The organism is Hymenobacter aerophilus DSM 13606, from assembly GCF_000382225.1.
GTDB classification, from domain to species: Bacteria; Bacteroidota; Bacteroidia; order Cytophagales; family Hymenobacteraceae; genus Hymenobacter; species Hymenobacter aerophilus.
This window is the reverse complement of the sequence record NZ_KB907829.1, coordinates 1-24800: the sequence shown is the minus strand read 5'-3', so window position 1 is coordinate 24800 and position 24800 is coordinate 1. Positions and strand designations below refer to the sequence as shown.

Annotated in this window: 17 protein-coding genes; 6 read left to right on the top strand and 11 right to left on the bottom strand. The window is 62.0% G+C overall.

The window, feature by feature from the left end; translation table 11 throughout:
* Positions 1-6 precede the first annotated feature (6 nt).
* Positions 7-1077 carry a peptide chain release factor 1 gene (prfA, locus tag H145_RS0116470; RefSeq protein WP_019949260.1) on the bottom strand — a complete coding sequence of 357 codons (1071 nt, stop codon included), beginning with the start codon at positions 1075-1077 and terminating at the stop codon, positions 7-9.
* 226 nt (positions 1078-1303) lie between these two features.
* Between prfA and H145_RS0116465 the strand changes: the two genes are divergently transcribed.
* Both H145_RS0116465 and H145_RS0116460 read left to right on the top strand, forming a co-directional pair.
* Positions 1304-1981: a c-type heme family protein gene (locus H145_RS0116465; protein ID WP_019949259.1), complete on the top strand. Its 678-nt coding sequence runs from the start codon at positions 1304-1306 to the stop codon at positions 1979-1981.
* Between the two features lie 252 nt (positions 1982-2233).
* On the top strand, positions 2234-3538 hold the full coding sequence (locus tag H145_RS0116460) for a protoporphyrinogen/coproporphyrinogen oxidase (RefSeq protein ID WP_071595226.1): 1305 nt from the start codon (positions 2234-2236) through the stop codon (positions 3536-3538).
* A gap of 116 nt (positions 3539-3654) precedes the next feature.
* Here the strand turns inward: H145_RS0116460 and H145_RS0116455 are convergent, their stop codons facing one another.
* The 3 genes from H145_RS0116455 to H145_RS0116445 form a co-directional block, all read right to left on the bottom strand.
* Entirely contained in the window at positions 3655-4431 is a 777-nt protein-coding gene (locus H145_RS0116455; RefSeq protein WP_019949257.1) for an exodeoxyribonuclease III, read from the bottom strand.
* Positions 4432-4581: 150 nt separating this feature from the next.
* A complete protein-coding gene (locus tag H145_RS0116450) occupies positions 4582-4944 on the bottom strand; it encodes a hypothetical protein (protein ID WP_019949256.1) in 363 nt (120 codons plus the stop codon).
* Positions 4945-4946: 2 nt separating this feature from the next.
* Positions 4947-5324 carry a carboxymuconolactone decarboxylase family protein gene (locus H145_RS0116445; RefSeq protein WP_019949255.1) on the bottom strand — a complete coding sequence of 126 codons (378 nt, stop codon included), beginning with the start codon at positions 5322-5324 and terminating at the stop codon, positions 4947-4949.
* A gap of 231 nt (positions 5325-5555) precedes the next feature.
* On the opposite strand from H145_RS0116445, the gene H145_RS0116440 reads away from it, so the two are divergent.
* Positions 5556-6254: a ComF family protein gene (locus H145_RS0116440; protein WP_019949254.1), complete on the top strand. Its 699-nt coding sequence runs from the start codon at positions 5556-5558 to the stop codon at positions 6252-6254.
* A 171-nt stretch (positions 6255-6425) separates the two neighbouring features.
* Here the strand turns inward: H145_RS0116440 and H145_RS0116430 are convergent, their stop codons facing one another.
* Both H145_RS0116430 and H145_RS21770 read right to left on the bottom strand, forming a co-directional pair.
* The gene (locus H145_RS0116430; RefSeq protein ID WP_019949252.1) at positions 6426-7679 is read right to left on the bottom strand and encodes an SUMF1/EgtB/PvdO family nonheme iron enzyme; all 1254 of its coding nucleotides are present in this window, start codon (positions 7677-7679) and stop codon (positions 6426-6428) included.
* A 68-nt stretch (positions 7680-7747) separates the two neighbouring features.
* Entirely contained in the window at positions 7748-8818 is a 1071-nt protein-coding gene (locus tag H145_RS21770; protein WP_083937822.1) for a PorP/SprF family type IX secretion system membrane protein, read from the bottom strand.
* 299 nt (positions 8819-9117) lie between these two features.
* On the opposite strand from H145_RS21770, the gene H145_RS0116420 reads away from it, so the two are divergent.
* Positions 9118-12204, top strand: coding sequence for an AsmA family protein (locus tag H145_RS0116420; RefSeq protein WP_019949250.1), 3087 nt, complete (start codon positions 9118-9120; stop codon positions 12202-12204).
* Positions 12205-12405: 201 nt separating this feature from the next.
* Here H145_RS0116420 and H145_RS0116415 read toward each other — a convergent pair whose 3' ends face one another.
* Positions 12406-13905 (bottom strand): dienelactone hydrolase family protein, encoded by a 1500-nt coding sequence (locus H145_RS0116415; RefSeq protein ID WP_169513207.1) that lies wholly within the window; start codon positions 13903-13905, stop codon positions 12406-12408.
* 392 nt (positions 13906-14297) lie between these two features.
* On the opposite strand from H145_RS0116415, the gene H145_RS0116410 reads away from it, so the two are divergent.
* Both H145_RS0116410 and H145_RS0116405 read left to right on the top strand, forming a co-directional pair.
* Positions 14298-14939, top strand: a complete 642-nt coding sequence (locus H145_RS0116410; RefSeq protein ID WP_019949247.1) for an alpha/beta hydrolase — start codon at positions 14298-14300, stop codon at positions 14937-14939.
* 155 nt (positions 14940-15094) lie between these two features.
* The gene (locus H145_RS0116405) at positions 15095-15865 is read left to right on the top strand and encodes a cyclase family protein (protein ID WP_019949246.1); all 771 of its coding nucleotides are present in this window, start codon (positions 15095-15097) and stop codon (positions 15863-15865) included.
* Between the two features lie 320 nt (positions 15866-16185).
* On the opposite strand, the gene H145_RS0116400 is transcribed toward H145_RS0116405, so the two are convergent.
* The 4 genes from H145_RS0116400 to H145_RS23495 all read right to left on the bottom strand — a co-directional run bounded on the left by H145_RS0116400 (position 16186) and on the right by H145_RS23495 (position 24788).
* Positions 16186-16461 carry a hypothetical protein gene (locus H145_RS0116400; protein WP_157541709.1) on the bottom strand — a complete coding sequence of 92 codons (276 nt, stop codon included), beginning with the start codon at positions 16459-16461 and terminating at the stop codon, positions 16186-16188.
* A gap of 117 nt (positions 16462-16578) precedes the next feature.
* Positions 16579-19092 (bottom strand): DUF5686 and carboxypeptidase-like regulatory domain-containing protein, encoded by a 2514-nt coding sequence (locus tag H145_RS0116395; protein ID WP_019949244.1) that lies wholly within the window; start codon positions 19090-19092, stop codon positions 16579-16581.
* Between the two features lie 109 nt (positions 19093-19201).
* Entirely contained in the window at positions 19202-20161 is a 960-nt protein-coding gene (locus H145_RS0116390) for an NAD(P)/FAD-dependent oxidoreductase (protein ID WP_071595227.1), read from the bottom strand.
* A 187-nt stretch (positions 20162-20348) separates the two neighbouring features.
* Entirely contained in the window at positions 20349-24788 is a 4440-nt protein-coding gene (locus H145_RS23495; protein ID WP_262489238.1) for a T9SS type A sorting domain-containing protein, read from the bottom strand.
* Positions 24789-24800: the final 12 nt, after the last annotated feature.

Genomic DNA, 24800 nt, shown 5'->3' with positions numbered 1-24800 from the left:
ATAGCCTTACCCCACGCCTTCCTGCAGGCGGGCGGCGCTTTCGGCCAGGCGCAACTGCTCTACGAAGTCGTCGATGTTGCCGTCCATTACGCTGGCCAGGTTGTACACCGTGAAGCCGATGCGGTGGTCGGTTACGCGGCCCTGGGGGTAGTTGTAGGTGCGGATTTTGTCCGACCGGTCGCCGCCGCCAATCATGTTCTTGCGGGCCGCGCCTTCGGCCTCGTTCTTCTTGGCCAGCTCGATTTCGTAGAGGCGCGAACGGAGCACGCCCAGGGCCTTGTCGAAGTTCTTGAGCTGCGACTTCTGGTCCTGGCACTGGGCCACGAGGCCGGTGGGCAGGTGGGTGAGGCGCACGGCCGAGTACGTCGTGTTCACCGACTGGCCGCCGGGGCCGCTCGACATGAACAGGTCCTTGCGCACGTCGTTCATATCAATCTGCACGTCGAGCTCCTCGGCCTCGGGCATCACCACAATCGAGGCTACGGAGGTGTGGATGCGGCCCTGGGTTTCGGTGGCCGGCACGCGCTGCACGCGGTGCACGCCGCTTTCAAACTTGAGCTTGCCGTACACGTCCTCGCCCTTCATGGCCAGGATAATTTCCTTGTAGCCGCCCGAAGTACCTTCGGTGGCGTCAATCAGGTCCATTTTGAGGCCGTGCTTTTCGGCGTAGCGCATATACATGCGCTGCAGGTCGCCGGCAAAAATAGCCGCCTCGTCGCCCCCGGCCCCGGCCCGGATTTCCATGATGACGTCCTTGCTGTCGTTGGGGTCTTTGGGGATGAGCAGCTCCTTGATAACGGCTTCCAGGCGCTCCTGCTCGGGGTAGAGCTCTTCGAGCTCGTCCTTGGCCATCTGGCGGAAATCCTCGTCGCGCTCGGTGGCAATTACCTGCTTGCTGCTGTCGATGTTGGCCAGCACGTTCTGGTAGGCCTTGTACTCGACCATAATCTTGCCCAGGTCCTTGTATTCCTTGTTGAGGGCCTTAAAGCGCTTCATGTCGCTCATGGCTTCGGGCTGGGTCAGCTCCTCGCTCACGTCCTCGTAGCGCCGTTGAATGGCCTCCAGTTTATCTAGCATCTTGCCTTCTGAAATTTGTAGTAGGATTGCAAAGATACGGCTACATTCTGAGCCGTGTACTTGAGCTGTTAGCTTTTAGCTGACAGCTATTAGCTTTATAGGTGCCGGCTGATTTATTGTGGCGGAGCATTTTGATTTTGCCTCAGCTTGGAACACTCAATTTCGCGTACCTCTTCATCATCAATCAAAGCTATCAGCTAACAGCTGTCAGCTAAAAGCTATAAAAATGCGTCCCATTCTGCCTTTTGCCGCCCTGCTGCTGCTGCTCTCCGCCTGCCGCCCCGACCAGATTGAGCACCTGAGCAACACCAAGGAGCTGGCCAAGGAAACCGTGAACTGGGAGGTCAAGCGCATTATGCCCGCCGATTTGCTGCGGGCCACGGCCTGGGCCGGCGACTCGCTCACGCGCACCGCCGAACGGGAACTGCGCCAGGTGCTGGCTGATAAGCTGGCCGCGGGCGGCGTAGCGGCGGCTCTGCCCTTCTGCCACCCCGAGCAGCTGCCCCGCACCGATTCGCTGGCCAAAACGATGGAGGCCACGCTCCGCCGCGCCAGCAACCGTCCGCGCAACCCCGCCAACCAGGCTACGCTGTCGGCCGCCGAGCTGAACCCCGCCGACACCGCCCGCCAGGTGGCCCGCCCGAGCCAGGAGGTGTTCACCTACCAGCGTCCGCTGGTGCTCAACGACCAGCTCTGCCTGCGCTGCCACGGCGAAGTGGGAAAGGACATTTCGGCGGCCGATTACGCCCTCATCAAGCAGCAGTATCCGCAGGACCAGGCAACAGGATACCAGCAGGGCCAGGCCATGGGCGTGTGGCGCGTCAGCCTCAGCCGCAGCGGCGCGGCCGAGTTCTGGACCCAGAAAACCCGCAAAATCATGAAGCCCCGCAAGCCGTTGTTTTAGAGGAGCCAGGAGTTAGAAGCTAGGAGCTAGGAGCTAGAAGGGAACGTCATTCAGAGCGCAGCGAAGAATCTCGCGTGCATCGTTGAACGAACCATGCAATGTAACCCGAGCGAGATTCTTCGTCCCTGGCTTGATGCGCCACATGCTCTGAATGACGTTCCTCCCTTCTAGCTCCTAGCTCCTAGCTCCTAGCTTCTAACTCCTGGCTCCTTCAAAACAACCTTCGCGCCCGGTTTGCAGTTTGGGTTTGATATGACCACGACTTCCGCTTCTGCTACCCAACTACCCGTTATCATTATCGGCGCTGGCATGGCCGGGCTGGCCTGCGCCAACTACCTGCACCGCGCCGGCCGCCCGGTGCTGCTGCTCGAAGCCGCCGACGCCGTAGGCGGCCGCGTGCGCACCGACGTCACGGCCGAGGGTTTCCGCCTCGATCGGGGCTTTCAGGTGCTGCTCACCCGCTACCCCGAAGTCGAGCGGCTGATTGACTACGGCGCGCTCGACCTAAAGGCGTTCCGCTCGGGGGCCGTCATCCGGCTGCCCGATGGCAAGCAGACGACCCTGCAAAACCCGCTGCAGCAGCCCACGGCGGCCTTCTCCGCCCTCACCTCCCGCATCGGCACGCTGCCCGACAAGCTGCGCATTCTGAGCCTCGTGCAACACATGCGCGGCTATACCAGCGGGCAGCTGCTGAGCCGTAATTCCACCAACGCGCAGAGTACGCTCGAATTTCTGCGCCACTACGGCTGGAGCGAGCAAATCATCGACAACTTCTTCCGGCCCTTTTTCGGCGGCGTGTTCCTCGACCGCAGCCTGAGCACGGCGGCCAACTTCTTCGAGTTCGTATTTCAGCAGTTTGTGATTGGCGAGGCCGTGGTGCCCGCCCTGGGCATGCAGCAGATTCCGGAGCAGCTGGCCGCCCGCCTGCCCGCCGGCACCGTGCGCCTCAACTGCCCGGTAGCCGCCGTGGAGGGCACCACCGTACGGCTCGCCAGTGGCGAAACGCTCGATGCCGCCGCCGTGGTAGTAGCCGTAGATGGCGAGGCCGCCACCCGGCTGCTGCCCAAAGCCACCGATGAGGCCCTGGTTACCACGCCCAAACCCCTGGCCTGGCGCCGTACCACCTGCACATACTTCGCCGCGCCCGCGCTCAGCGGCAAGCCCGATAAGCTGCTGCGCCTCAACGCTTCGCCCACCGGCCTGGCCCACAACGTGGCTTTCCCCTCGGATGTGGCCCCGGCCTACGCCCCGGCCGGGCAGCGGCTGGTATCGGTGAGCACCCACGGCGAGCATGGCCTCTCGGAAGCCGGCCTTACGGCCCAGCTGCGGCGCGAGCTGACGGCCTGGTTCGGCCCCGAAGCCGCCGGCTGGCCCCACCTGCGCACCTACGCGCTGCCCTACGCACTGCCCGAATACCCCGCCGGCCAGCCTGCCCGCCAGTCGCTCCGCCTCGCCACCAACGTCTTCCGCTGCGGCGACTACGCCGCCTACCCCTCGCTCAACGCCGCCATAGCCTCCGGCCGCGAAGTGGCAGACATGATTTTGGTGGAGCAGTAAACCGTTGTCATTCAGAGCGAAGCGAAGAATCTCGCGTGCCAAAGTAAATCCTGACGACAGGGTTACCATTGCACGCGAGATTCTTCGCTCTGCTCAGAATGACAACGGTTTACTGCTCACTGCTCAAAACCAAGTTCCAGCGAGGCCGGGCAGTGGTCGGAGTGGATGATGCCGGGTAGCAGGTCGGCGTGGCGGATGTGGGGCGCGAGGCGGTTGTCAACCAGCAGATGGTCGAGGCGCCAGCCCACGTTGCGGGCGCGCGAACCGGCGCGGTAGCTCCACCAGGAGTAACGGTCCGGCGCGTCGCCGTGGTGGTGGCGGAACGAGTCGGTGAAGCCGTCGGCCAGAAAATCCTGGAACCACTGGCGCTCCTCGGGCGTGAAACCGGGGCTTTTCTGGTTGGCCTTGGGGTTGTGCAAATCCAGCTCGCGCTGGCAGCAGTTGAAGTCGCCGGCAATAACCAGCGGCGGCCCGCCGGCAGCCCGCAACTCCGCCACGTAGCGCCGGAAAAAGTGCAGCCACTCCACCTTGAACGCCTGCCGCTCGGGGCCGCTGGTGCCCGAGGGCATGTAGGTGTTCAGCACCGAAAAGTGCTCAAAATCGAGCCGCAGCACCCGACCTTCGGTATCGTACAGCTCCTGGCCGCAGCCTTCAATCACGGCCCGCGGCTTTTCCAGGGAGAAAACTGCTACGCCGCTGTAGCCGGGCTTTTGGGCCGGATGCAGGTAGGCGTGGTAGCCTAAGTCGGTGATGGGCGTCACGTCGAGCGGCTCGCGGCCGGCCTTTAATTCCTGCACGCACAGCACGTCGGGCCGGGCCGTGGCCACCCAATCGGCCAGGCCCTTGCCCAGGGCCGAGCGCAGGCCGTTGAGGTTGTAGGAGATGATGTGCATCTAATGGTTTTTCCGGAACAATAGAACGTCATGCTGGGCTGGTCGAAGCATCGCTGCTGCAGTGGCAATTCCTGACGTCAGGTTTACCATTGCGGCAGCGATGCTTCGACCAGCTCAGCATGACGCAATTCGTTTCTGTAGCTGCTACCGCTACTCCTCCTGATTCTGCTCGTCGAAGTACTCCAGCACGTGCCATTTCAGCATGCGCTCCTGCTCTTTCAGGTTGGAGAAGGGCAGCGGCTGCAGCAGCCGGTAGTGGGGCCAGCCTTCGGGGTCCACATTTTCCAGCTCGTAGTAGCCCGAAATACTGAACAGCCGGCAGGTGGCAATGTGCATCAAATCCTGCTTTTGCTCCTTGGTGAACGGGCCCGCGCCCTGGCCCAGCTCCTGCACGCCAATGAGCAGCAGCAGGGCGTTGAGGTCGGGCTTTTTGCCGAAACGGGCGCGCATTTCGGTCATCAGCTCCCACCAGCGGTGCTCGAACTGGGCTTCGGTTTCCTGGGGGTCGAGCATGGCTAGGCGTGGTGGGGATGAACGGGCGGCGGCGTTACGGTTTCCTCCTTGAGCGCCTCCCAGTACTCCACGGCCCGCCGGAAGTGCGGAATCACGATGCTGCCGCCGATGAGGTTGGCAATGGCGAACAGCTCGTACATCTCCTCCTCGCTCACCTTCTCCTCGTAGCATTTGCCCAGGTGGTACTTGATGCAGTCGTCGCAGCGCAGCACCATCGAGCAGGCCAAGCCCAGCAGTTCCTTGGTTTTCACGTCGAGCGCGCCCTCCTGGTAAGTGTTGGTGTCGAGGTTGAAAAACCGCTTGATAACCTTGTTGTCGGCCGCCATGATTTTCTCATTCATGCGCTGGCGGTAATCGTTGAATTCAGTGACGAGGCTCATAGTGGAGAATGTGCGAAATGTGGGAAGTGTGCGGGAATGTGGCAGAAAAACTGTCATTCTGAGCAGCGCGAAGAATCTCGCGTGCCAAAGTAATTTCTGACGACAGAGTTACTCATTGCCCACCAGATTCTTCGCGCTGCTCAGAATGACATCTTCCTCAATGCATTAAAAAAATATGGCTTAAAATTAAGGAGAAGTTTCCCTAATCCACCCGTCAAGTTCTCCGCCGCCATGCCGTTGCCCGCCGTGCTGTCCGATTTCGTGGGCCTGATTTTCCCGCGGGTGTGCTTGGCCTGCCAGGAGCCGCTGGCCCGCGGCGAGGACGACCTCTGCACCGCCTGCCGCGCCCAGCTGCCCTACACCGACTACCACCGCCTGCCCCCCGCCGACAACCCGCTGGCCCGCCGGTTCTGGGGTAAGCTGCCGGTTACACACGTGCTGGGCTACCTCACGTTCCAGAAGCACGGCCGGGTGCAGCACCTGCTGCACGAGCTCAAATACCGCAACCAGCAGCAGGTAGGCCGCGTGCTGGGCCGCCATTTCGGGCAGGAGCTGGCCGAAACGGGCTACGCCGACACGTTTGCGCTGGTGGTGCCCGTGCCGCTGCATCCGCGCAAGCTGGCCCGCCGCGGCTACAACCAGGCCGACAGCTTTGCCGAGGGCCTGGCCACCGCCCTCAACTGCCCCTGGCACCCCGAGGCCCTGCGCCGCACCGCTGCCACCGAATCGCAGACCCGCAAAAACCGTCTCCAGCGCTGGCAGAACGTGGCCACCGTATTCGAAGTAGCCCGCCCCGACCTCATTGCCGGCCAGCACGTGCTGGTGGTGGATGACGTGCTGACCACCGGGGCCACGCTCGAAGCCTGCTGCGCCGTGCTGCTCGCCGCCGGCGCCCGCGAAGTCAGCGTAGCCACCATTGCCGTCGCCTGACCACGGATTAGCCCGGATTTCAGCGGATTTCACGGATTTTGTGGATGGGCCTCGTTGTCCAGCTTGGCCATTGTATTATCAGGCGCAAAAAAGCCACCTCGCTGGAGGTGGCTTTTTCAATCGGCTACAAAATCCGTGAAATCCGCTAAAATTCGGGCTAATCCGTGGTCCTTATTTGTTCGAGCCGGCGTTGATCATGGCGCAGCGGAAGCCGATGGTGGCCGTGGCTGAGTCTTCGGCCATGAAGCGGCGGGTGCCGGGCGAGAGCCAGTAGGCTACGTCGCGCCACGAGCCACCTTTGTACACGCGCACGTGGTCGTCGATGAGCGACTGGTAGCCTTTCTTGTCGTACTTCTCCGAGGGGTCGAGGTAGCCGTTACGACGGAAGGGGTTCAGGTCCTCCACGTCCTCGTAAGACAGCGGACGGTAGATGTCCTGCACCCACTCGTTCACGTTGCCGGCCATGTTGTAGAGGCCGTAATCGTTGGGCGGGTACGAGAACACCTGCTCGGTAATCATGGCGCCATCATTGAGCGAGCCGGCAATACCGGCGTAGTCGCCGCGGCCACGCTTGAAGTTGGCCAGGAACTGCCCACGGTTTTTACCGTAGGGGTTCCGTACCTGCCGGCCATCCCAGGGGTAAATGCGCTTGTTCTCCTGGTTTTCGTTGCCGGTTTCCTGCGTGCCGATGAGGGCCTGCGCGGCGTACTCCCACTCGGCCTCGGTGGGCAGGCGGTAGTTGGGCAGCGTGTTGCCGTTTTCGATGGCGATTTTCACGCCACCATCGTCGGAGGTACCTTCAGCGGCATCGCCACCCTTGTTTTTCTTGCGGCCGAACAAACCACCCTTGCGGGAGCCGCCCCCACCGTCGGAAGCTTCGCCAGCCAGCCGCTCGTTTACCTTGGCGGTGCGCCAGGTGCAGTAGTCGTTGGCCTGCAGCCAGCTAACACCCACCACCGGGAAGTAGCGGAAGCCGGGGTAACGCAGGTAGTAATCTACGTACGGGTCGTTGAACGACAGCTCGCGGGCCCACACGGTGGTGTCGGGCAGCGCCGACATATAGAATTCCTCGGCCGAGTCTTTGCGCACGTAGTGCAGGTACTCCAGCCAGTGAATGTTGGCCACTTCCACCTCGTCCATGTAGAACGACGCCAGCGTAACGGTGCGCTCGAGGTTGTCGTGGGTCATGGCCACGTCTTCCTCGGCCGAGCCGAGTACGGTGCGGCCGCCTTCGATAAACACCAAACCCGGACCCTCAGGGATGCCCTGATAGTCAGACACCTTCATGCCTTCGTCGGTGTTGTACTCAATGCCCGTAGTGGAGCTGTATTTGCCGGGGTTGGTGGCCGAGCGAGGCCCCTTGTTGCAGGCCGATAGGGCACAAGCTCCGACGAGGGCTAAGCCCAGGTACTTGGAAATATTCATGATCAAGTTGAAACTACCTGTTAAGAAAGCATTTAGACAAGGCAAGTCGGGTGCAATAATACAACAATTTAAAAAGCCGGGCAAGGAATTTTCGGGTAATTGCGTCGCTTCAGTCGGCGCCAGGCGGCTTCGAGCGCATTAAACTCGCGCAGCGTGAGCGAAAGCTCGTGCGCGCCGCCCAAATCGGCGCTGAACTGACTGAGGCTGACATCGTAGCTATAACCAAGCCGAAAAGTGCCCGCGCTGATGCCGGCCACCGCCGTGAGTACCTGCTGGGGCCGCGGCGTACCGGGCAGGGGCAGGCCCCGGTACACGGCCCCGAGCGTCAGCGGAGTCGTGGTAAAGTACAATCCGAGGTCGGTGCGTTGCGAGTTGCCCTGGCGGGTGTAGCCGGCCGTGGGGCTCAGGCTGACTTCACGCTGCTCGCGCACGGTGTTCACCTGGGCGAAGTAGAATTTGTAGCCGCCCTGCACGTTCAGGCGCATCGGCAGCACGCCCTGGCCCGCGAAGCCCAGGTCGGGCTGGTTGAGGTGGTGGGCGGCCGCGCCCAGCCAGAACTGCGGCCCGAACAGCAGCCCGCCCACGCCGGCCGTGAGGTAGTTGACGGGCGCAAAATCGGCCGCTTCCTGGCTCAGGTCGCGTATTTGGCCGTCGTCGGAAAGCTGGTCGCCGAAGATGAGGTTGCCGTAGCCCACGCGCTGGCGGCCGTAGCTGAGCGTGGCCCCGCCGCTGAGGCTGAGCTGCTGGTTCAGCCGCACGTGGTAGGCGTACACGGCCCCGGCCTGCAGGCGCGTGTAGCCCACGCTGCCGGTGCGGTCCTGGTTGATCAGCAGGCCCAGGGCGCTGCGCTGGTTGCGCAGGCGGTAGTCGGCGGCGAACTGGGTGGTCTGGAAGGTGCCGGCCAGGGTAGGGAACTGGTTGCGGTAGCTGAGCGTCGCGCCATAATCGTCGAGCAGGCCGGCGTAGGCGGGGTTGAGCTGCATGCGGTTGGCAAAGGGCTGGGCGAAGTACAGATCCTGGGCCACGGCGGCGGGGCCGGCCAGCAGGCCCAGCAGCAGGCCCAGCAGCGGCGCGGCTACCGTGGCGGCCCGCTGTCTGCGCCGCGCCGCCGGCCTCCCCAAAATCCTGGTGCTTCGCATAGATGGGCTGCTAACGAACGGGCCGGCGGTTTTGGTACCTGCCGGGCCCGGAGAACTGTGGAAGGGCCGGCCCCCGTCAGCAACGCAGAAGCCGACGCTGCTGCCGGGCCGGTGTTGCTTTTTAGGGCCGGTTGGAAGTGATACTCAACAGCGAAACGCAAGATAATGCGCCGCTGTACCGTTTACTGCAACCGCAGTCCGGCTGAGTTTCTCCTTACTTTTGCCTGAATCGGTTGCCGGCCTGATCGTTCTGCTGGTCAGTTCGGCTGCCTGAATTTACCTCTTTTAAGCATTCCTCTATGCGCAAGTTTTTTGTCGGCCTCGGGATTTTCCTGGTGGTAGTTGTGGCCTTCCTGGCTTTGGCACCTCTGCTGTTCAAAGATAAAATTAAAGCCGCCTTCGACCAGCAGCTCGCCCAGCGCGTGCGGGCCGACGTGCAGTACGACCCCGACAACGTGGACGTGACGCTGTTGAGCACCTTCCCCGATCTGGCCCTACGCATCAACCAGCTGCGCATCATCGGGCAGGACTCGTTCCGGCGCGATACGCTGGCTTACCTGCCCGAAGCCCGGGTGGGCCTGAATTTGATGAGCGTGATCAGCGGCGACCAGATCAAGATCAAGAATATCACGCTCGAAGAGCCCGATATCAGCATCAAGGTGCTGAAAAGCGGCCGTGCCAACTGGGATATTTTCGTGTCGGACTCGGCCGCCGCTACCAAGGGGCAGGATACGTCGGCGGTAAGCCTGGCTATTAAAGGCTGGAAAATCAACAACGGCCACCTGCGCTACGACGACCGGAGCATCCCGTTCGGCATGGAGCTGCGCGGCATCGACCATACGGGCTCGGGCGACTTCGAGCAGAACATCTTCGATATGGTAAGCCAGACCACGGCCCGGCAGGCTTCGCTGAGCTACGACGGCGTGCAGTACGTGAGCAACAAGCAGCTCGACGCCGACGTGACGATGGCCATGAACCTGGAGCAGATGCTGTTCACCTTTAAAGACAACAAGGTGAAGCTGAACGAGTTTCCGGCCACCTTCCAGGGCACTATCGGCCTGCCCAACGCCACCGATATCGTGTACGACCTCACCTTCAAGGCGCTGGAAACCGATTTCAAGAACATTCTGAGTCTGGTGCCGGGCGCCTACAACGAGCAGTTCAAGGACATCAAGGCCGACGGCAAGGTGGCGTTTGACGGCTACTTTAAGGGCGTGCAGAACGAGCTGAAGATGCCCGGTTACGGCGTGAACCTGCAGATCAAGGACGGCAGCTTCCAGTACCCGGCCCTGCCCGAGCGGGCCCGCAACATCAACGTGGATATGGTGGTGGACAACCCCTCGGGCTTCACCAACAACGTGAAAGTGAACGTGAAGCAGTTTCATCTTGACCTGGGCAAAAACCCGATTGACGGTCAGGTGGCCATCGACGGGCTGGCCCCGATGAAGGTGGACGGCCGCGTAAAAGCCAACGTGGATCTGGCCGAAATGATGAAAGTGTACCCGGTGCAGGACCTGCTGCTGCGCGGCAAGCTGTTCGTGGATGCCACGGCCAAAGGCGTGTATTCGGAAACCCGGATGCCGGTAATTCAGGCCCAGATGAACCTGAGCAACGGCTACGTGAAGAGCAAGCAGTTTCCGGCCCCCATCGAAAACCTGACCCTGACCGGCACCGTCACCAACCCCACCGGCCAACTGAACGACACCAAAGTCAACATCCCGCAGTTTAAAATGCTGCTCGACGGCGAGCCGCTGGAGGGCCGCGTGGCCACCCAGGGCGTGGACAAGCTGGCCTTCGACACCGACGTAAAAGGCACGGTAGACCTCACCAAGCTCACCAAAATCTTCCCGCTCGAAGGCATGACGGTGGCTGGCCGCCTGAACGGCAACGTGGCCGCCAAGGGCAACATGGCCGACATCGAGGCCGGTCGTTACCAGTCGGTGGTAGCCTCGGGCACCGTGAACGCGCGCAACATCGACTACAAGAGCCCCGATTTTCCGCAGGGCATGAAGGTGAGCCAGGCCACGGCTACTTTCAACAACGACCGGATTGTGCTGCGCGACATGCAGGGCTTCGTGGGCTCGTCGGACGTGGCGGCTTCGGGTACCATCAGCAACTACCTGGGCTATTTGTTCGTGCCCGGCCAGCCGCTGCGGGGCGATTTGACGGTGAATTCGCGTCGCTTCAACCTCAATGAGTGGATGGTGGACGAGGTAAGTGCCAAGCCCACGGCCGGCGCCAAGGCCGCCACCAAAGCCCCCGCCACCGCTCAGGCCGACGGCGTGCTGCAAATCCCGAAGGAGTTCGACCTGACCATGAACACCGCCGTGGGCCAGGTGCTCTACGACAACCTGAAACTCAACGACGTGAAGGGCACCGTAACGGTGCACAACCAGGTGGCCACGCTCAAAAACCTCACCTTCAACACGCTCGGCGGCTCCTTTGCCACCAACGGCTCGTACAGCAGCCAGAACCTGGCGCGCCCCAGGTTTGACTTCGGGCTGAACGTGAAGAACCTGAATTTCCAGCAGGCGTTTGCGGCCTTCAACTCGATTAAAACGCTGGTGCCGCTGGCGGCCAACCTGGAGGGCATCTTCTCCACCAACTTCAACGTGAGCGGCGAAATGGGCCCCGACATGATGCCCAAGTACAGCACGCTCACCGGCAAGGGCGTGTTCGACGTGGTGCGGGCCGCCGTGACCAGCTCGCCGGTGCTCACTAAAATCAGCAACCTCACGCAGTTGCAGGACCTGAAGAATTTCGTGGTGACCAACAAGGACGTAGCCGCCGAAATCATTAACGGCAACTTCGTGGTGAAGCCGTTTGATGTGAACGTGGGCCAAATCAAGATGACGGTGGGCGGCTCGAACAGCATCGACAGCGGCGGGCTGGAGTACGTGGCGGCCCTCGATGTGCCCACGGGCCAGGTGGGCAACGCCCTCAGCGGTCAGCTCACCAAGCTCACGGGCGTATCGAACCTGAAAAGTACCGAGCGCGTGACGCTGGGCCTGACCATCGGCGGCACCATCAGCAACCCGCAGGTGAAGCTGAGCAGCGGCAGCGTGAAGGGCCAGGCCAAGGACATTGCCAAGGAGCTGGTAACCGGCATCGTGCAAAGCAAGCTCGACGACTCGAAAGCCGGGGCCGCCGCCAAAATCCTGCTCTCGCAGGATAGCCTCAAGAAGGAAGCCGCCCTGAAGCGGGCCGAGCTGGAAGCCCGGGCCCAGCAGGAAATCGAGAAGCGCAAGCTCGAAGCCGAAGCCAAGCTGCGCGAACAGGCCAAAAAGGGCCTCAATAGCCTGTTCGGCAAGCCCAAGCCGGCCCCCGCCACCCCGGCGCCCACGACACCCAAAACCCCCGCCGATACGACCAAGGCAGGTAACTGAGACAGTACATATCGGCCCTCGGGTTCTCTTGGTTGAAGGGAGCCATAAGCTTTGCTTGAGCTTACGCTGGTTTAGCCGCATTAAAGAAGCGCGCCTCCTCTCAGTTTGAAAGGGGCGCGCTTCTTTTATAGCTGATACCTCCGCATTATAGCCTAGCCGCTGGCGGGCCCTTTCTGCAGCTGGTAGCTTATGCGTGCATCGCTAGTTCGCGGGCGAACTTGACGCGGGTGCCCCGAGCGCCTGCAGGCGTTGCCGGGCGTTATCGTTCTGCGGATTCAGGTCCAAGGAACGCTGGTAGTGAATGATGGCCGCGGCCGGGTTGTGGTTGAGCTCATCGGCTTCGCCCAGACTATCGAAAAGATTGGCGCTACCGGGATAAAGCTCCGTGCCCAAGCGAAAGATGGCGCGCGCAGCCGGCAGGTCGTGTGCCTCGCGCAACAGCTGGTAACCCCAGGAGTTGAGGGCCTCTTCCGGGAGGACAAATGCGGCATCCTGCTGCTGCATCCGGCGGTATACTTGTAGCGCCTGCGCAAAGCCCTCCTTGGCCAGCGCCGCCGCAAAGCCTGCCTGCGTGGGCACCGGGCCGGTTAGCGCGGGCAGGTGGTCGAACCGGGCCATATGGGCAGGTACGCCGTTCTGGGCCGGCGTGCGGTCGAGGAACTGGCGGCCGGTTACGCTGGCTTTAAGGGTGGCATTCAGAAACTCCAGGGTGTAGCGGCAGGCCCAGCGGTAGGCCGCTTCTACCTCGACGCGCGAATACTCGGTGAAGTGGGCCGGGGAGGCCAGGCGCAGGGCTTGCGTGGAGAAATCCACGTGTTCCATCGGGTGCATAACTACGTGGTACCGGTCGGCATACGTAGCTTCGTTCAGCAGAATAGAGGAGGTTTCCATGCCCCTGACGCTAAGTTCGCGCACTGATTCGGGGCGACGCTGAATATAAAGCCACGGCAGCGTGAGCCGCGTGCGGACTACCGGCTTGGTATCGTCGGGGTGCTGGGTCCCGTCGAAGCTGACCAGCGCATCAATGCGCGAATCCTGGGAAGCGGCTAATGCATTGGCCAGCCCGCCCCAACTCCAGCCAGCAGCGGCCACATGGGACATATCGGCCTGGGGGAGTGTATGCGCGTAGGCCAGCAGAAACGCAATGTCGCGCGCCTGAGTGTTGAGTCCTTCCTGGTCGAAGTTCATCAGGCTCGTGCGCGTGCCCAGGCTGCGGCTGGCCAGCACTACGTAGCCATGGCTGGCGAGGTACTCGCATAAGTCGGCTGCTTCGTGCGCCACGCCCCCGCCGCCCGCCGCGTAAATGACCACGGGGAATTTGCCTGTCGCCGCCGAGGCATTTGCCGCGGCCCACATGCGCTGGTCGAGCATTGCCTGTGCTTGCTTGAGGCCTAAATTGGCAACGGCTTTCTGCCGCTGTGCGTCCATAAAAGCGGCTATTTGCGCCTCAGTTCGCTCAAACACTTCATCGGTGGCTTCGGTGCGCAGGTAATCGGCGTACCGCAGGGGCGTGCCTGCTTTTGCGGCCGGGTACCACACCAGGGTTTGTACGGGCCGGGCACGCTCACCTAGGTAAGGTTGACCCGTAACTAGGTCTGTTTTGCCCTTGTAGGAGCGCGCATAGTCATGTTGTTGTACCACCCGCAGGCCAACGCGGTATGGGCCGGGTTGCAGGCCGGCAAAGCCGGGCGCTTGGGCCACGCAGTTCAGCGGAAGGACCAGTAACAGGACAATTCGGCAGAGCCAGGAACATGCCATAAATGCGTTGAAAAGAAGAGTTGGCAATTGTACAGAGAACATTCGCGCAAAACTATGCTTTCTGATGTCTGAAATAATTGGTTCTGCCCTGTTGAGGTCTTGGGGTAGCGAGGCAATATGAGCATTAACGGCCTTCGCCTGCGCGGCCAGGGTGCCGAGTTCAGAATGAGGTAGCCATTGCCCTGATCTCGGCTTTGGGCGGCAGTGCGGGAGCTTCTTGGGGCACTTGGGTTTCCGAAGGTAGATTTACTGCCAGCTTATCACATCCGATTGCTGCCGGACCAGGGAGGCTGGCGGCAACCGCAACCGTCCTTCATATACACTGTCAGAGTGCCATGTTCTACCTGATACCGGGCTTGGGGGCCGACGAGCGGGTGTTTCAGCGGCTGCAACCGTTGCTGCGCGGCCTCAGCGAAGTGCTGCCCTGGCTGCCGCCTGATTCAATCGATGAGCCGCTGGCGCACTACGCGGCCCGGATGGCGGCGGCCATTCCGGCTGATGCTACGGGCTGGCTGGTGGGCGTGTCGTTTGGCGGGATGGTGGCGCTGGAAATGCAGCGGTTGCGGCCGGGGCTGCGCGTGGCACTCATCAGCAGTCTGCCCGATGCGCCGAGCCTGCCGCTGCTATTGCGGCTGGTGCGGGCCTCGGGGCTGTACCGGCTGGTGCCGCCGCAGTGGCTGAAGCTGTTTCCGCGGGCCGGGCAGCTGTACTTTGGCGTGCGCAACGGGGCCGATTACCGGCTGTTCAAAGCCATCCTGCATGACATGGAGCCGCGCTATACCCGCTGGGCCATCAGCAGCCTGCTGCACTGGAACAGCACCGGCGTGGCGCCCGCCGTGCAGCTGCTCGGCACCCGCGACCGGGTGTTTCCGCCCGGCAACCGCGCCATCGACTACCGCATCCAAGGCGGCGGCCACTTCATGGTGCTCAGCCACGCCGCCGAAATTGCGCGGATTCTGAACGGGCTGGGGTTGTAATGAGAGATAGTGGGGTAAAGAAACGTCATTCAGAACGCAGCGAAGAATCTCGCTCGGCTTCGTTGAGTTACTCTGGCAACATCAGCCCGCAAGATTCTGCGCTGCGCTCTGAATGACGTTTCTTTGTGTACTCTTCCCACCCATCACTCCACCCCATGCTCGCCACCTATCCTTACCACGGCCGCACGTTCAGCTTCGACCCCAACGCTCCGCTGGACATTTCGCTGCCGCTGGCGCCGGGCGAGGGGCAGGTGAACTGCTTCTGTGCCGAGCCGGTGCAGTTTGACGTGATTCGGGTAGGCGACTTTGTGGGCAGCGTGGCCCAGGGCGGCAGCACCAACTACCAGCGCGTGCACGTAACGCCCCACGGCAACGGCACGCACACCGAATGCTACGGCCATATTTCGGCCGCGCCCGAGGCCACGCTCAACCGCTGCCTGCGCCGGTTTTTGTTCGTGGCCCGGCTGGTGTCGGTGCAGCCGCGGCCCCAGCCCAACGGCGACGAGGTGGTAATGCTGGCCGACGTGCGCCGCGAGCTGGAAGGCGGCCCCGACGCGGCCGTGCAACCCGAAGCCCTGATTTTGCGCACCCTGCCCAACCACCGCGCCAAGCGCACCCGCCAATATTCGGGCACCAACCCCACCTACCTCGAACCCGCGCTGGCCGACTACCTGGCCCAGCAGCACATCGAGCACCTGCTGCTGGATTTGCCCAGCGTCGACCGCGAAGAGGATGGCGGCGAGCTGCTGGCCCACCACGCCTTCTGGCAGTACCCGCACGCCACGCGCCAGCAGGCTACTATCACCGAGCTCATCTTCGTGCCCGATGCCGTAGAGGATGGTCTGTATCTGCTCAACCTGCAGATAACCAGCTTGGAGCTGGACGCCAGCCCCAGCAAACCGGTGCTGTATGCGCTGGGGAGGTGAAATGGTGAGGTGGTGAAATGGTGAGTTTTATGTTCGGGGGGCCGGGGCTGGCGCGCCAGCCCTGGCGACACATTGGTAGCAGAACGCGCCCGCCCATGCGCGCCAGCCCCGGCGGGGCGACATATCGGTAACAACAAGGGATTTACGAACGGCAAAGCCCCAGCGGGGCGACACCATCGGCTCAACGATTGGTGCCGCCCCGCTGGGGCTCTGTTTTTTTAGCGGATACTTTGCTACCGATATTTCGCCCTGCCGGGGCTGGCGCGCAGCCCGGGCCCCTCGAACATCAAACTCACCATTTCACCACCTCACCATCTCACCTAATTCAGCCACACGGTGAGCAGCAGCTCGAAGCGGTGGGGGGCGAAGGCGTTGTAGTAGGGGGCCTCGCCCTCGAAGCCGAGCACGTGGACCAGGGCAATGCCCTCGGTGCGCGAATCCACTGTGCGCACGGGGTAGAGCTGGCCGGCTTCGGGCCAGTCGCCGACGTGGTTGTAGGGGCGCTGGCCGGCGTCGAGGCAGCGGGCGTAGTCGATGAACGGGGCGTGGCGGGTGGCTTCAGCCAGGGTCAGGTTGTCAACTTCGTGCTTGGCCATATCTTTCTGAATGTGCGAAATGTGGGAGCTCAAATGTGAAAAATGGGCGGAATCCGAAAATGCGGTGAAACATGTATTCTACCACATTTTTCACATTCCGCGCATTTTTACATTGAATCAAAGGCTGAATTTCAGGCTCAGCTTCACCCCAAAGTTACGGGCTTCGGGCCGGGTGCGGTAGGTGAGGCGGTGCAGGAAATCAACCCGCACAATTTTAAAAATGTTCTCGATGCCGTAGCCCACCTCGGCGTAGGGCACGCGGCCCAGCGACTGAAAAGTGGGCAGCGGCTGGCCGGTAACCGGGTCGAAGGTGGGAATGATGCGCCGGTTGGCGTCGCTGACGCTGCCCCACAGCAGGTTGGTGGTGGCTACCAGCCGCCAGTTGAGCTGCTTGATGCCCGGTAGCGAGTTGGTGAGAAAACCGCCGAACTGGTGTTCCAGCTGCAGGCCCGCATACCGGTCGCTCACGAACTCGAAGTAGCGCATCAGGTTGTAGGCCCCGGCGTTGTAGAACACCGACTGGTTGCCCAGGTGGCTCTTGAGCACCGGGTAGGGCACGGTGCTTGGGATATAGCCGGCATCGATGCGGTAGGTGGTGCGGCCCAGCTGGCCCAGGCGCAGGCTGTGGTCGATGAGCAGGTTGAACTTCTGGTAGCGGAAATCGGAGCCCAGTAAATTGTTGAGGCCCAGCGTGTAGCGCACCGTAAACACCGGCCAGCGCTTGAGGCCCACGGCCGTACGGCGGTTCTGGTTGTTGGCCACCAGCACCTCGTCGCGGGCGTAGCGCGACTCCAGCACCACCTCCGAAAGTGTAAAATCGGTGTCGGTGGGGTTGCCGGGGCGGGGCTCCCGGGTGTAGTAGGCGAAGGGGTAAAGCGGCTGGAACTGCTGGCGGCGCAGCATCACGCGCTGGGTAAAGCCCCGGAACAAATCCGACTGCACCGATACGCTGGTCAGGTCGCGCAGCAGCGGGCGGCTGTTGCTGATGTTGCCCAGCCGGGCCGCCGCCTCAAACAACGGGTTCTCGAGGGCGTAATCGTTGTCGAGCAGCGCCACTTGGTCGATGTCGTGGCGGTGCTCGAAGTTGGCCACCGTCCAGTGCCGCCGCTCGATGACGCGCTGCACCCGCAAGCCGTATTTGAAGCGGCCGTCCTGCGTGCCGTAGGCCAGGTAGGGCCGCAGCTGCCAGTCGCGGCTCCACTCGGTGGAGGTACGGAAGCCCAGGCGCAGGCGCACGCCCTCGATGTTGTTGTAGCCCAGCGTGGCCAGAATCGGGCCCGCGTCAATCTTGCCCAGCGGGTAGTAGCCGTTCACCACAATATCGGCCAGCTCCAGCACCGAGCGCACGGCCGGCAGCTGCCGCACTGTGTCGAGCACCACCAGCGTGAGCTGCTCCTGGCGGCTGAGCGTATCGGGCCGGTTGGCGGCAAAGTAGCCGGCGGGCACGTCGTAGGCGTCGGCGGCAATTTCCAGCGGCTTGTCGTAGAAGGCCAGCGGCCGGGGCTGGTTCACCCGGAAATTGGAGTACACCGTGCTGATGCGGGCCAGCACGCCGGTGCTGCCCTTGGTGGGCCGGATGCCGATGGCAAAGCGCGTGACGGTGGGCAGCCAGGGCCCGGCCTCGGTGGGCGCCAGCTCCTGGCGCACGGCAATCTGCTCGATGAAATTCAGGTTGGCCTGGGTGCTCACTTCCACATCGAGCTTGCGCAGCGCGTAGGTATCGGTGGTTATCCAGATGGTGCCCTTGAACGCCAGATCCTGGGGGCGGCGGGGCGTCACTTTCAGCTTATAGCAGTAGTCGTCGCCGACCATAAGCGAATCCTGCAGCTCGTATTCGTAGGAAAACTTCCAGCCCTCGGCAATGGGCGAGATGAAATCCTTGCCCACAATGCGAATCCAGTTGCGGTAAAAATCCCAGTCCTGAAACGAGGAGCCCATAATCTGCGACACCACCGAACCCTCGCGCGGAGCCGCGCCGTGCATCTGGGTTTTGGCCACCTCTTCGCGCTGACGCAGCGGCTCGTTGTTCTGGTAGTAATGGGAGAGGACTTCGGAGGCGAAAATGGGCACCACCGGCCGGCCGTTGGCGTCGCGCTCCAGGCCCAGCGTGTCGGCCACGGCCGTAATCTGGCGCAGCAGCTTGCGGCGGCTCAGCTGGTCGGGCAGGTTGTTGATGAGCAGCTCGTTGCGGGCGTAACTGTCGTAGTCGTAGGCCGTGAGGCTGGTTTTCTGGTTGCGGCGGCGGTTGGCATCCACGCGGCGCAGAATGCGGTAGGCCGGGTTTTCGTAGGGCCGCACCACTACCTCGCCCAGCGCCACGCCGCCGCTGCTGAGCACAAAATTGACGGTCTGCCGGCCGGCCTTGCTGGCAATAGCCTTCTTGAGCGGCGCAAAGCCGATGGCCGATGCCGTGAGTGTATCCTGGGCAGGGCCGGTGAGGGTCAGCTCGTAGTGGCCTTTGTCGTCGGCAGTGGCGCCCTGACTGGTACCGCGCACAAACACCGAGGCAAAAGGCACGGGCTGGCCGTTGGTTTCAGTTACGCGGCCGCTGAAAGTGATGCGCTGGGCCCAGACGGCCGGCCCCGCCAGAAGCAGGAGCAGCAGCAGAACGGGCGATATAACGAGGCGCATAAAGGGAATAAGCAACGAAGCAGCCGGCGGCGGATAAAACTAGCCGCAGTAAGATAGGCGCTTGGGTCGGAAAAACCCAACCGGACCCGGCAAGTTCCCCGCGCCCGGCTTATTTCGGGCACTCTTCCCGGGTCAGGGTTTCGTTGATGCTGATGGCGGCGCCGCTACCCTCGGCGGCGGCCAGTAGCGCTTGCTGGGTGCCGGGCGTGTTGTCGCCGGCCGCGTACAGGCCCGGCACCGACGTCTGGTGCTGCTTGCTTACCCAGATAGCCCCCTTGCTGCTGAGCCGGCAGCCCATTTCCTCGGCCAGTGGGCTACGCTGGTGCTGGTGGGCATGGATAAACAAAGCCGTGCGCGCCAGCTTCTCGCCCGACTCAAACACCAGATGCCGCAGCTCGCCGCCGGCCGTGCCCTCCAGGGCCGCCAGTGGCTGCTCGTGCACGGCAATGCCCTGGCGGCGCAGGCGGCGCCGGGCGTTTTCGGTCAGGTTGGCCGGGTCCTCCACGCACACCACCGTGTCGGCGCTCCAGCGACTCACCAGCAGTGCCAGGCCGGTTACCAGCTTGGCCCGGCCGTACACGGCCAGGGCCTGGTCGCGGTGCTCCCAGCCGTGGCAGTAGGGGCAGTGCAGCACTCCGCGCCCCCACAACTCGCGCATGCCCGGCAGCGGCGGCAGCTCATCCTCGACGCCGGTCGCCAGCAGCACCTTGCGGGCCGTGCGGGTACTGCGGCGGCCGGTTTCGCCCTCCAGCGTCAGCTCGAAGTGCTTGCCGCGCCGGGCCAGCCCCACCACTTTGGCCTGCTTAATTTCGACGGAATCGTAGCCGACCAGCTCCTTGCGGCCCATATCAAGCAGCTGGGCGGGCGCCGTACCGTCGCGCGTGAAAAAGGCCTGCACAGCCGGTGAAGGGGCGTTGCGGGGCGGGCCGCCGTCGAGCACCAATACCCGGCGCAGGCAGCGGCCCAGCACCAGCGCGGCGCTCAGCCCGGCGCTGCCGGCGCCCACAATCGCCACCTCAACATCAGTCGGCACCCGGCCAGGCAGGGGGCGGCGCGTAGTAGTAGGCATAAGCAGTTTGTCAGGAAAGAAGAAGCTGAACAGGAATGAGGGGCGGGCCAGTGCGGCCGGCAACCCTATACCACCAAAGCGGCCCGCTGGTTTTGCGGCCAGGCCAAGCCGGGACTGAAAAAACAAAAACCTCCTGCCAGTTGGCAGGAGGTTTTTGCTAAGCATACCTTCAGTCAGCAATAGCCAACTATTCTTTAACGACGCGGCGGCTGAACGACTGGCCGTTGCCCTGCACCCGCACCAGGTAGGTACCGGCCGGCAGGCTGGTCAGTTGCAGGGGCTGCACCGTACCGCCGTTCTGCGTGAAGCTCCGCAAGGTGCGGCCCGTCATGTCGACCAGCGTTATCTGGTAGCTGCCCGCGGCGGCGCCACTCAAATCGAGCTTAGCATCTTGGGCGGCCGTAGCGGGGTTGGGGTACACGTCCAGTGCGGGACGAGCCGTCAGGGCGAAGCGTACCGTTTTTACTTCGCTCAGGGCCGTGGTGCCGTCGGCGTCTACCTGACGCAGGCGGTAGTACATCAGGCCGTTAGCCGCCTGGGCACCGGCCCGCAGATCGGTGTAGGCGTAGGTGGTAGCCGACTGACTCGTGCCTTGGCCTTTTACCTCACCTACAGCCACAAAGCTGGTGCCATCGAAGCTACGCTCTACCACAAAGTGGTCGTTGTTAAGCTCCTGAGCCGTTTTCCAGCTCAATTGGCCGTTCATGCCGGATGCCTGGGCGCTGAAAGCTACCAGCGTTACGGGCAGCGGCTGAGCGTTCGGCAGGATGGCCGCGTTGCCCGAGAACTCCGACGTAGCCTGGGCCAGCGTTGCCGTGGCCGTCAGCCGGACGGTACCGTTGGCAATGGCTGTCCGCTGCGCGGCGGTCAGGTTGGTCAGGCTGCTAATCGGAATGCTGAAAACGTAGATGGGCGCGCTGATTTCGCTGCCCTGATTAAGGCCGTTAACGGTGCCGTTGTAGCTGCCGGTGCGGGCGGTCTGGTCGGTAACACCACCCACGGTTCCACCTTCCATTGCCGTGAACAGGTAGGTCTGGCCCTGGCCGAAGGCTGCGGTAGTCTTGTCAGAGAGGAAGAACTCAATCGTGCTGCCCTGCGGTGCGTAGCCCGTTATTTCGAGGTTGCCGTTGAGGGTGCTGGCCCGGTAGATAACCGGGAAGTTGAGCACACTGTTGGCTCCGCTGGCGGCCGTTTTGCCGTTGGCGTTGGTCGAAACGAAGCTACCCGAACCTTGGTTAGCGTTGTCAGTCGCCGTGAGCAAGTCGATGCCGATTTGCCCGCTGGCTGCACCACCCGTAGTGGTTTGGATGGTACCGTTGCCCGAAATTGAGTTCTGGCTGAACGTAGAGCGGGTGGTGTTGACCAAGGCCATAATGCCCGCGCCGTAATTGTTGCTAATCACGTTCTGGCTCACCATGTTGAGTGTGCCCTGCAAGCGTACCCCTGGCGTCTGGCCGGCGCCGTTCAGGCCGTTGTTGCTTACAGTATTGTTGGTAAGCATGGCGTTACCCGTGCTGCCAGCCAAATCAATACCTGGTCCTTGGTTTTCCGCGAAGAGGTTGTTACGCACCACGCCACCATTTACACCCAGACGGATGCCGTCCGACGAGGAGTTGCCAATGGCATTGCCCCGGATTTCGTTGTTCTCCACCACGTAGCCCGTAGTGGTGCCGTTGCCGTTGGCTCCGGCATTTACAATCATCTCAATCCCGCCGGCGCTGTTGTAGCCAATTAGGTTGTTGGAGATAGTACCGCTGAACAGCGTCGTATTGTCGTTGCCGGCTTGCAGGTAGATACCGTGGCCAATGCTGCGGGCCGCTGCGCCCGGGTCGGTGAAGCTGGTAGCCCATGTACCGATGATGTTGTTGGTAATCAGAGTACCGGAAGTGGCGCCAGTGGTTACGTAGATGTTGGCGCCGGTAGTATTAGCTCCACTACCCGCATTTGGCGTGTTGCCAAAACCATAAATGGCCAGCCCTTGAATAGTGGTGTTGCTAGCGGCTACCGTCAGGCCGAAGTTGCTGCCGGCCTGGCCGGGCGTCCCCACAATTTGCACCTCCGGGCGGTTTACTCGGTCCAGTGCAATAACATTAGTGCCTACTATGCCGCCCACGCCGAGCAGCCCCGTATTGGTATTACCCACATTGTTGGTTTGCTCGGTACCGTCGATTTTGGTGTTGCTGTCGGTGATGGCCGGCAGCGCAGAGCGCGGCGTGATTACGGCCACTCCATCGGCGCTGAGCTGGCTGTTGAGGCCTGCCCGCAGGCCATTCTTCTGAGTCCCATCGGGAATCATAAAAATACTCGTTTCTACGCCGGGAGCGAGACCCGCCTGCGACAGGTTGGTGTTGGCCAGCGCGTTGCTATTAAGCAGGAACTGGCGCAACGAACCCTGACCTGCGTCGTTGGTGTTGGTCACCACGTCGAAATTGAAGCCAAAGTCGAGGTTGTTATAGCTCGCTCCTCCCAAACCAATAAGGGTCGATACTGATTGGGCCACCGTGGTGGAAGTTGTAAGCTGGGCCAGCGTCAGGCGGTTGTTGAAGTTGGCGACGCCGGGGTTGGCGGCGGCATCCTGCTTTTCGGGAGCCTCGCCCCCTACCCGCCGGTTGTCACCCGCGTTGGCTGGGTTGCCAGCCGCGTTGAGTACCCGGTTGGTTACAAAGGTTTGAACCGGCACCAAGTCGTTAGCCGAAGCGCCCGCTGCCAGCGGACGTACCGACGTAATCGTATTGCTCACCACGCGCACGGCGTAGTCGCCGGCCGCAGGCAGGTTGAAGGAGTAAGTTCCGCTGGCATCCGTCGTGGTAGATGTTACGAACGTGCCATCCGTCGTCCGGCCGGCGGCATCAGTAGCCGTTATACGGTAGAGTTCTACCGTAACCCCGGGCCGCAGAATGCTGGCTGCCGTGTAAGCAGTGCTGGCGGTATTATAATTCCGGCCGTTGCCGCCACCGTAGTTTACATCCTCGAACACGCGGCCACTGAGCATATCTGGCCCCCGCAATGGAATGGAATAGGTCGCTACATTAGAAGCCGTGCCACTGTTGTCAGTGGCCAGGTAGGTGAAAGTAGGCCTATTGGCAGCAGTGGTCGAAGCGCCGTCAGCAGGATCGAAAAGCAAGTTGCCGGCCTGAGCGGCCGTAATTACCTGGCCAGCCGTCACGGCCGTCAGGGTACCGCCCGTTGAAAGAAACAGGGTGCCGGAAGCAGCGGCGGGCAGGGTTACAATGGTGTAGGAATCAACCTGCCCGTCGGGGTCGGTAGCGCTTAGAGGCGCAATAGCCGTGGGGCCGTAGCTGTTCGGAAGGTTTGGCGAGTTGGTTACGTTGCTAGCTGTTGGGGCCTGCGAGGCGCTGGCACACAGTACTGAGTTTGGGACAATCTGGCGACTGACACCAGCATCAGCGCTGGCATATTCCAGCGTAAGGTTATTGCCACCAGTGTTTTCACCATAGATAACTAATAGATTGTGTACTCCGGCTGACAGGGTAAGGACAACTGTTCTCTCTCGCTTTGAGTGGGCACCGCCGTTTTGGATATCAGCATTGGCAGTAGTAGGTGCCAAGGCATTAGCATCCAGCCATAGGTAAGAGGCGTCGTCAGAGTTCAGGTAGAACGTATAGGTTCCCGCTGTGCCGATGTTGATGCTCCCTGTATAGCGGGCAGAGTAGGTTTCCGGGTTGGAAACGGTGCCGGTGGACGCTGCCGTTAGGTCACCCCAGCTATTGTCAGCAGGAAAGTTCAGTGTGGCATCGTAGCGGGCTAGGCCGGCCGTTTTACCGTTGAAAAAGCTCAGATTGTCGTTGAAGTAGCCGGCAAAGTACTCGGCGTACAGGCCGCTGCTACGGTCGGGGCCGTACTGGGGACCCGAGCATCCGTTAGATGGCAGGCTCACTACGGTGCTTACCTGGGCATCAGTATTGCTACCGTTATTGTTAGCGGCATCAGAATCGGTGGTAGTTGAACTGCTCTTGGCCACGCCCGTGATAGTAGTACTGCAGTTGGGCGCGTTGAAGGTTATGGTGTAGTTTACAGAAGTATTGCTAGCCAATAGATTGGTAGTGGGCAGCGTAACTACGCCCGTGCTGTTGTTGTAGGAAATGCCGGTGGACAAACCAGTCAGTAAGAGGCCGGCAGGCAGTTGTACGCTGGGAGCCACGGCGACTGCGCCCGAGGGGCCATTATTCTGCACCGTAGCGGTGTAGGTAAGGCTCTCGCCAGGGGCCGCAGTCGTTTTGTTGGTCGTCAGTGTCGTGACCACGTCAGCTACGGGCGTCACGGCTATTGTTGCCGTTGCCTGGTCTGGGGCCGTGTTGGCTCCCTGGCTGGTGGCCGTGGTTAGGGTTGCAATAGCATTCACCGGGCCAGTAGCCGGCGCGGTAAACGAAATAGTTGAGGAGGCGAACTCATTTGCACTTGCTGGCACACTCGCAATGGTGGTGTAGGAGACGATGCCTGTCGTTGGATCGTAGGTTCCCCCATTGGTGGCCGTTACGTTGGTCAGGCCAGCAGGCAGTTGCACTTGTGCATTAACGGTCTGAGCGGCACTAGGGCCATTGTTCTTAATGGCAACCGTGAACGTACCCGTAGCCCCAGCGTTGATCGGGCTTGCGCCCGCCGTCAGCGTAATGCCCAG

Bases quoted from the DNA above. Each gene is read 5' to 3' on its own strand.
- H145_RS0116400 (WP_157541709.1), bottom strand. From the start codon at position 16,461: ATGGCCAAGCACGAAGTTGACAACCTGACCCTGGCTGAAGCCACCCGC.
- H145_RS0116420 (WP_019949250.1), top strand. From the start codon at position 9,118: ATGCGCAAGTTTTTTGTCGGCCTCGGGATTTTCCTGGTGGTAGTTGTG.
- H145_RS0116430 (WP_019949252.1), bottom strand. From the start codon at position 7,679: ATGAATATTTCCAAGTACCTGGGCTTAGCCCTCGTCGGAGCTTGTGCC.
- H145_RS0116465 (WP_019949259.1), top strand. From the start codon at position 1,304: ATGCGTCCCATTCTGCCTTTTGCCGCCCTGCTGCTGCTGCTCTCCGCC.
- H145_RS21770 (WP_083937822.1), bottom strand. From the start codon at position 8,818: ATGCGAAGCACCAGGATTTTGGGGAGGCCGGCGGCGCGGCGCAGACAG.
- H145_RS0116445 (WP_019949255.1), bottom strand. From the start codon at position 5,324: ATGAGCCTCGTCACTGAATTCAACGATTACCGCCAGCGCATGAATGAG.
- H145_RS0116410 (WP_019949247.1), top strand. From the start codon at position 14,298: ATGTTCTACCTGATACCGGGCTTGGGGGCCGACGAGCGGGTGTTTCAG.
- H145_RS0116440 (WP_019949254.1), top strand. From the start codon at position 5,556: ATGCCGTTGCCCGCCGTGCTGTCCGATTTCGTGGGCCTGATTTTCCCG.
- H145_RS0116460 (WP_071595226.1), top strand. From the start codon at position 2,234: ATGACCACGACTTCCGCTTCTGCTACCCAACTACCCGTTATCATTATC.
- H145_RS0116450 (WP_019949256.1), bottom strand. From the start codon at position 4,944: ATGCTCGACCCCCAGGAAACCGAAGCCCAGTTCGAGCACCGCTGGTGG.
- H145_RS0116405 (WP_019949246.1), top strand. From the start codon at position 15,095: ATGCTCGCCACCTATCCTTACCACGGCCGCACGTTCAGCTTCGACCCC.
- H145_RS0116395 (WP_019949244.1), bottom strand. From the start codon at position 19,092: ATGCGCCTCGTTATATCGCCCGTTCTGCTGCTGCTCCTGCTTCTGGCG.
- H145_RS0116390 (WP_071595227.1), bottom strand. From the start codon at position 20,161: ATGCCTACTACTACGCGCCGCCCCCTGCCTGGCCGGGTGCCGACTGAT.
- prfA (WP_019949260.1), bottom strand. From the start codon at position 1,077: ATGCTAGATAAACTGGAGGCCATTCAACGGCGCTACGAGGACGTGAGC.
- H145_RS0116455 (WP_019949257.1), bottom strand. From the start codon at position 4,431: ATGCACATCATCTCCTACAACCTCAACGGCCTGCGCTCGGCCCTGGGC.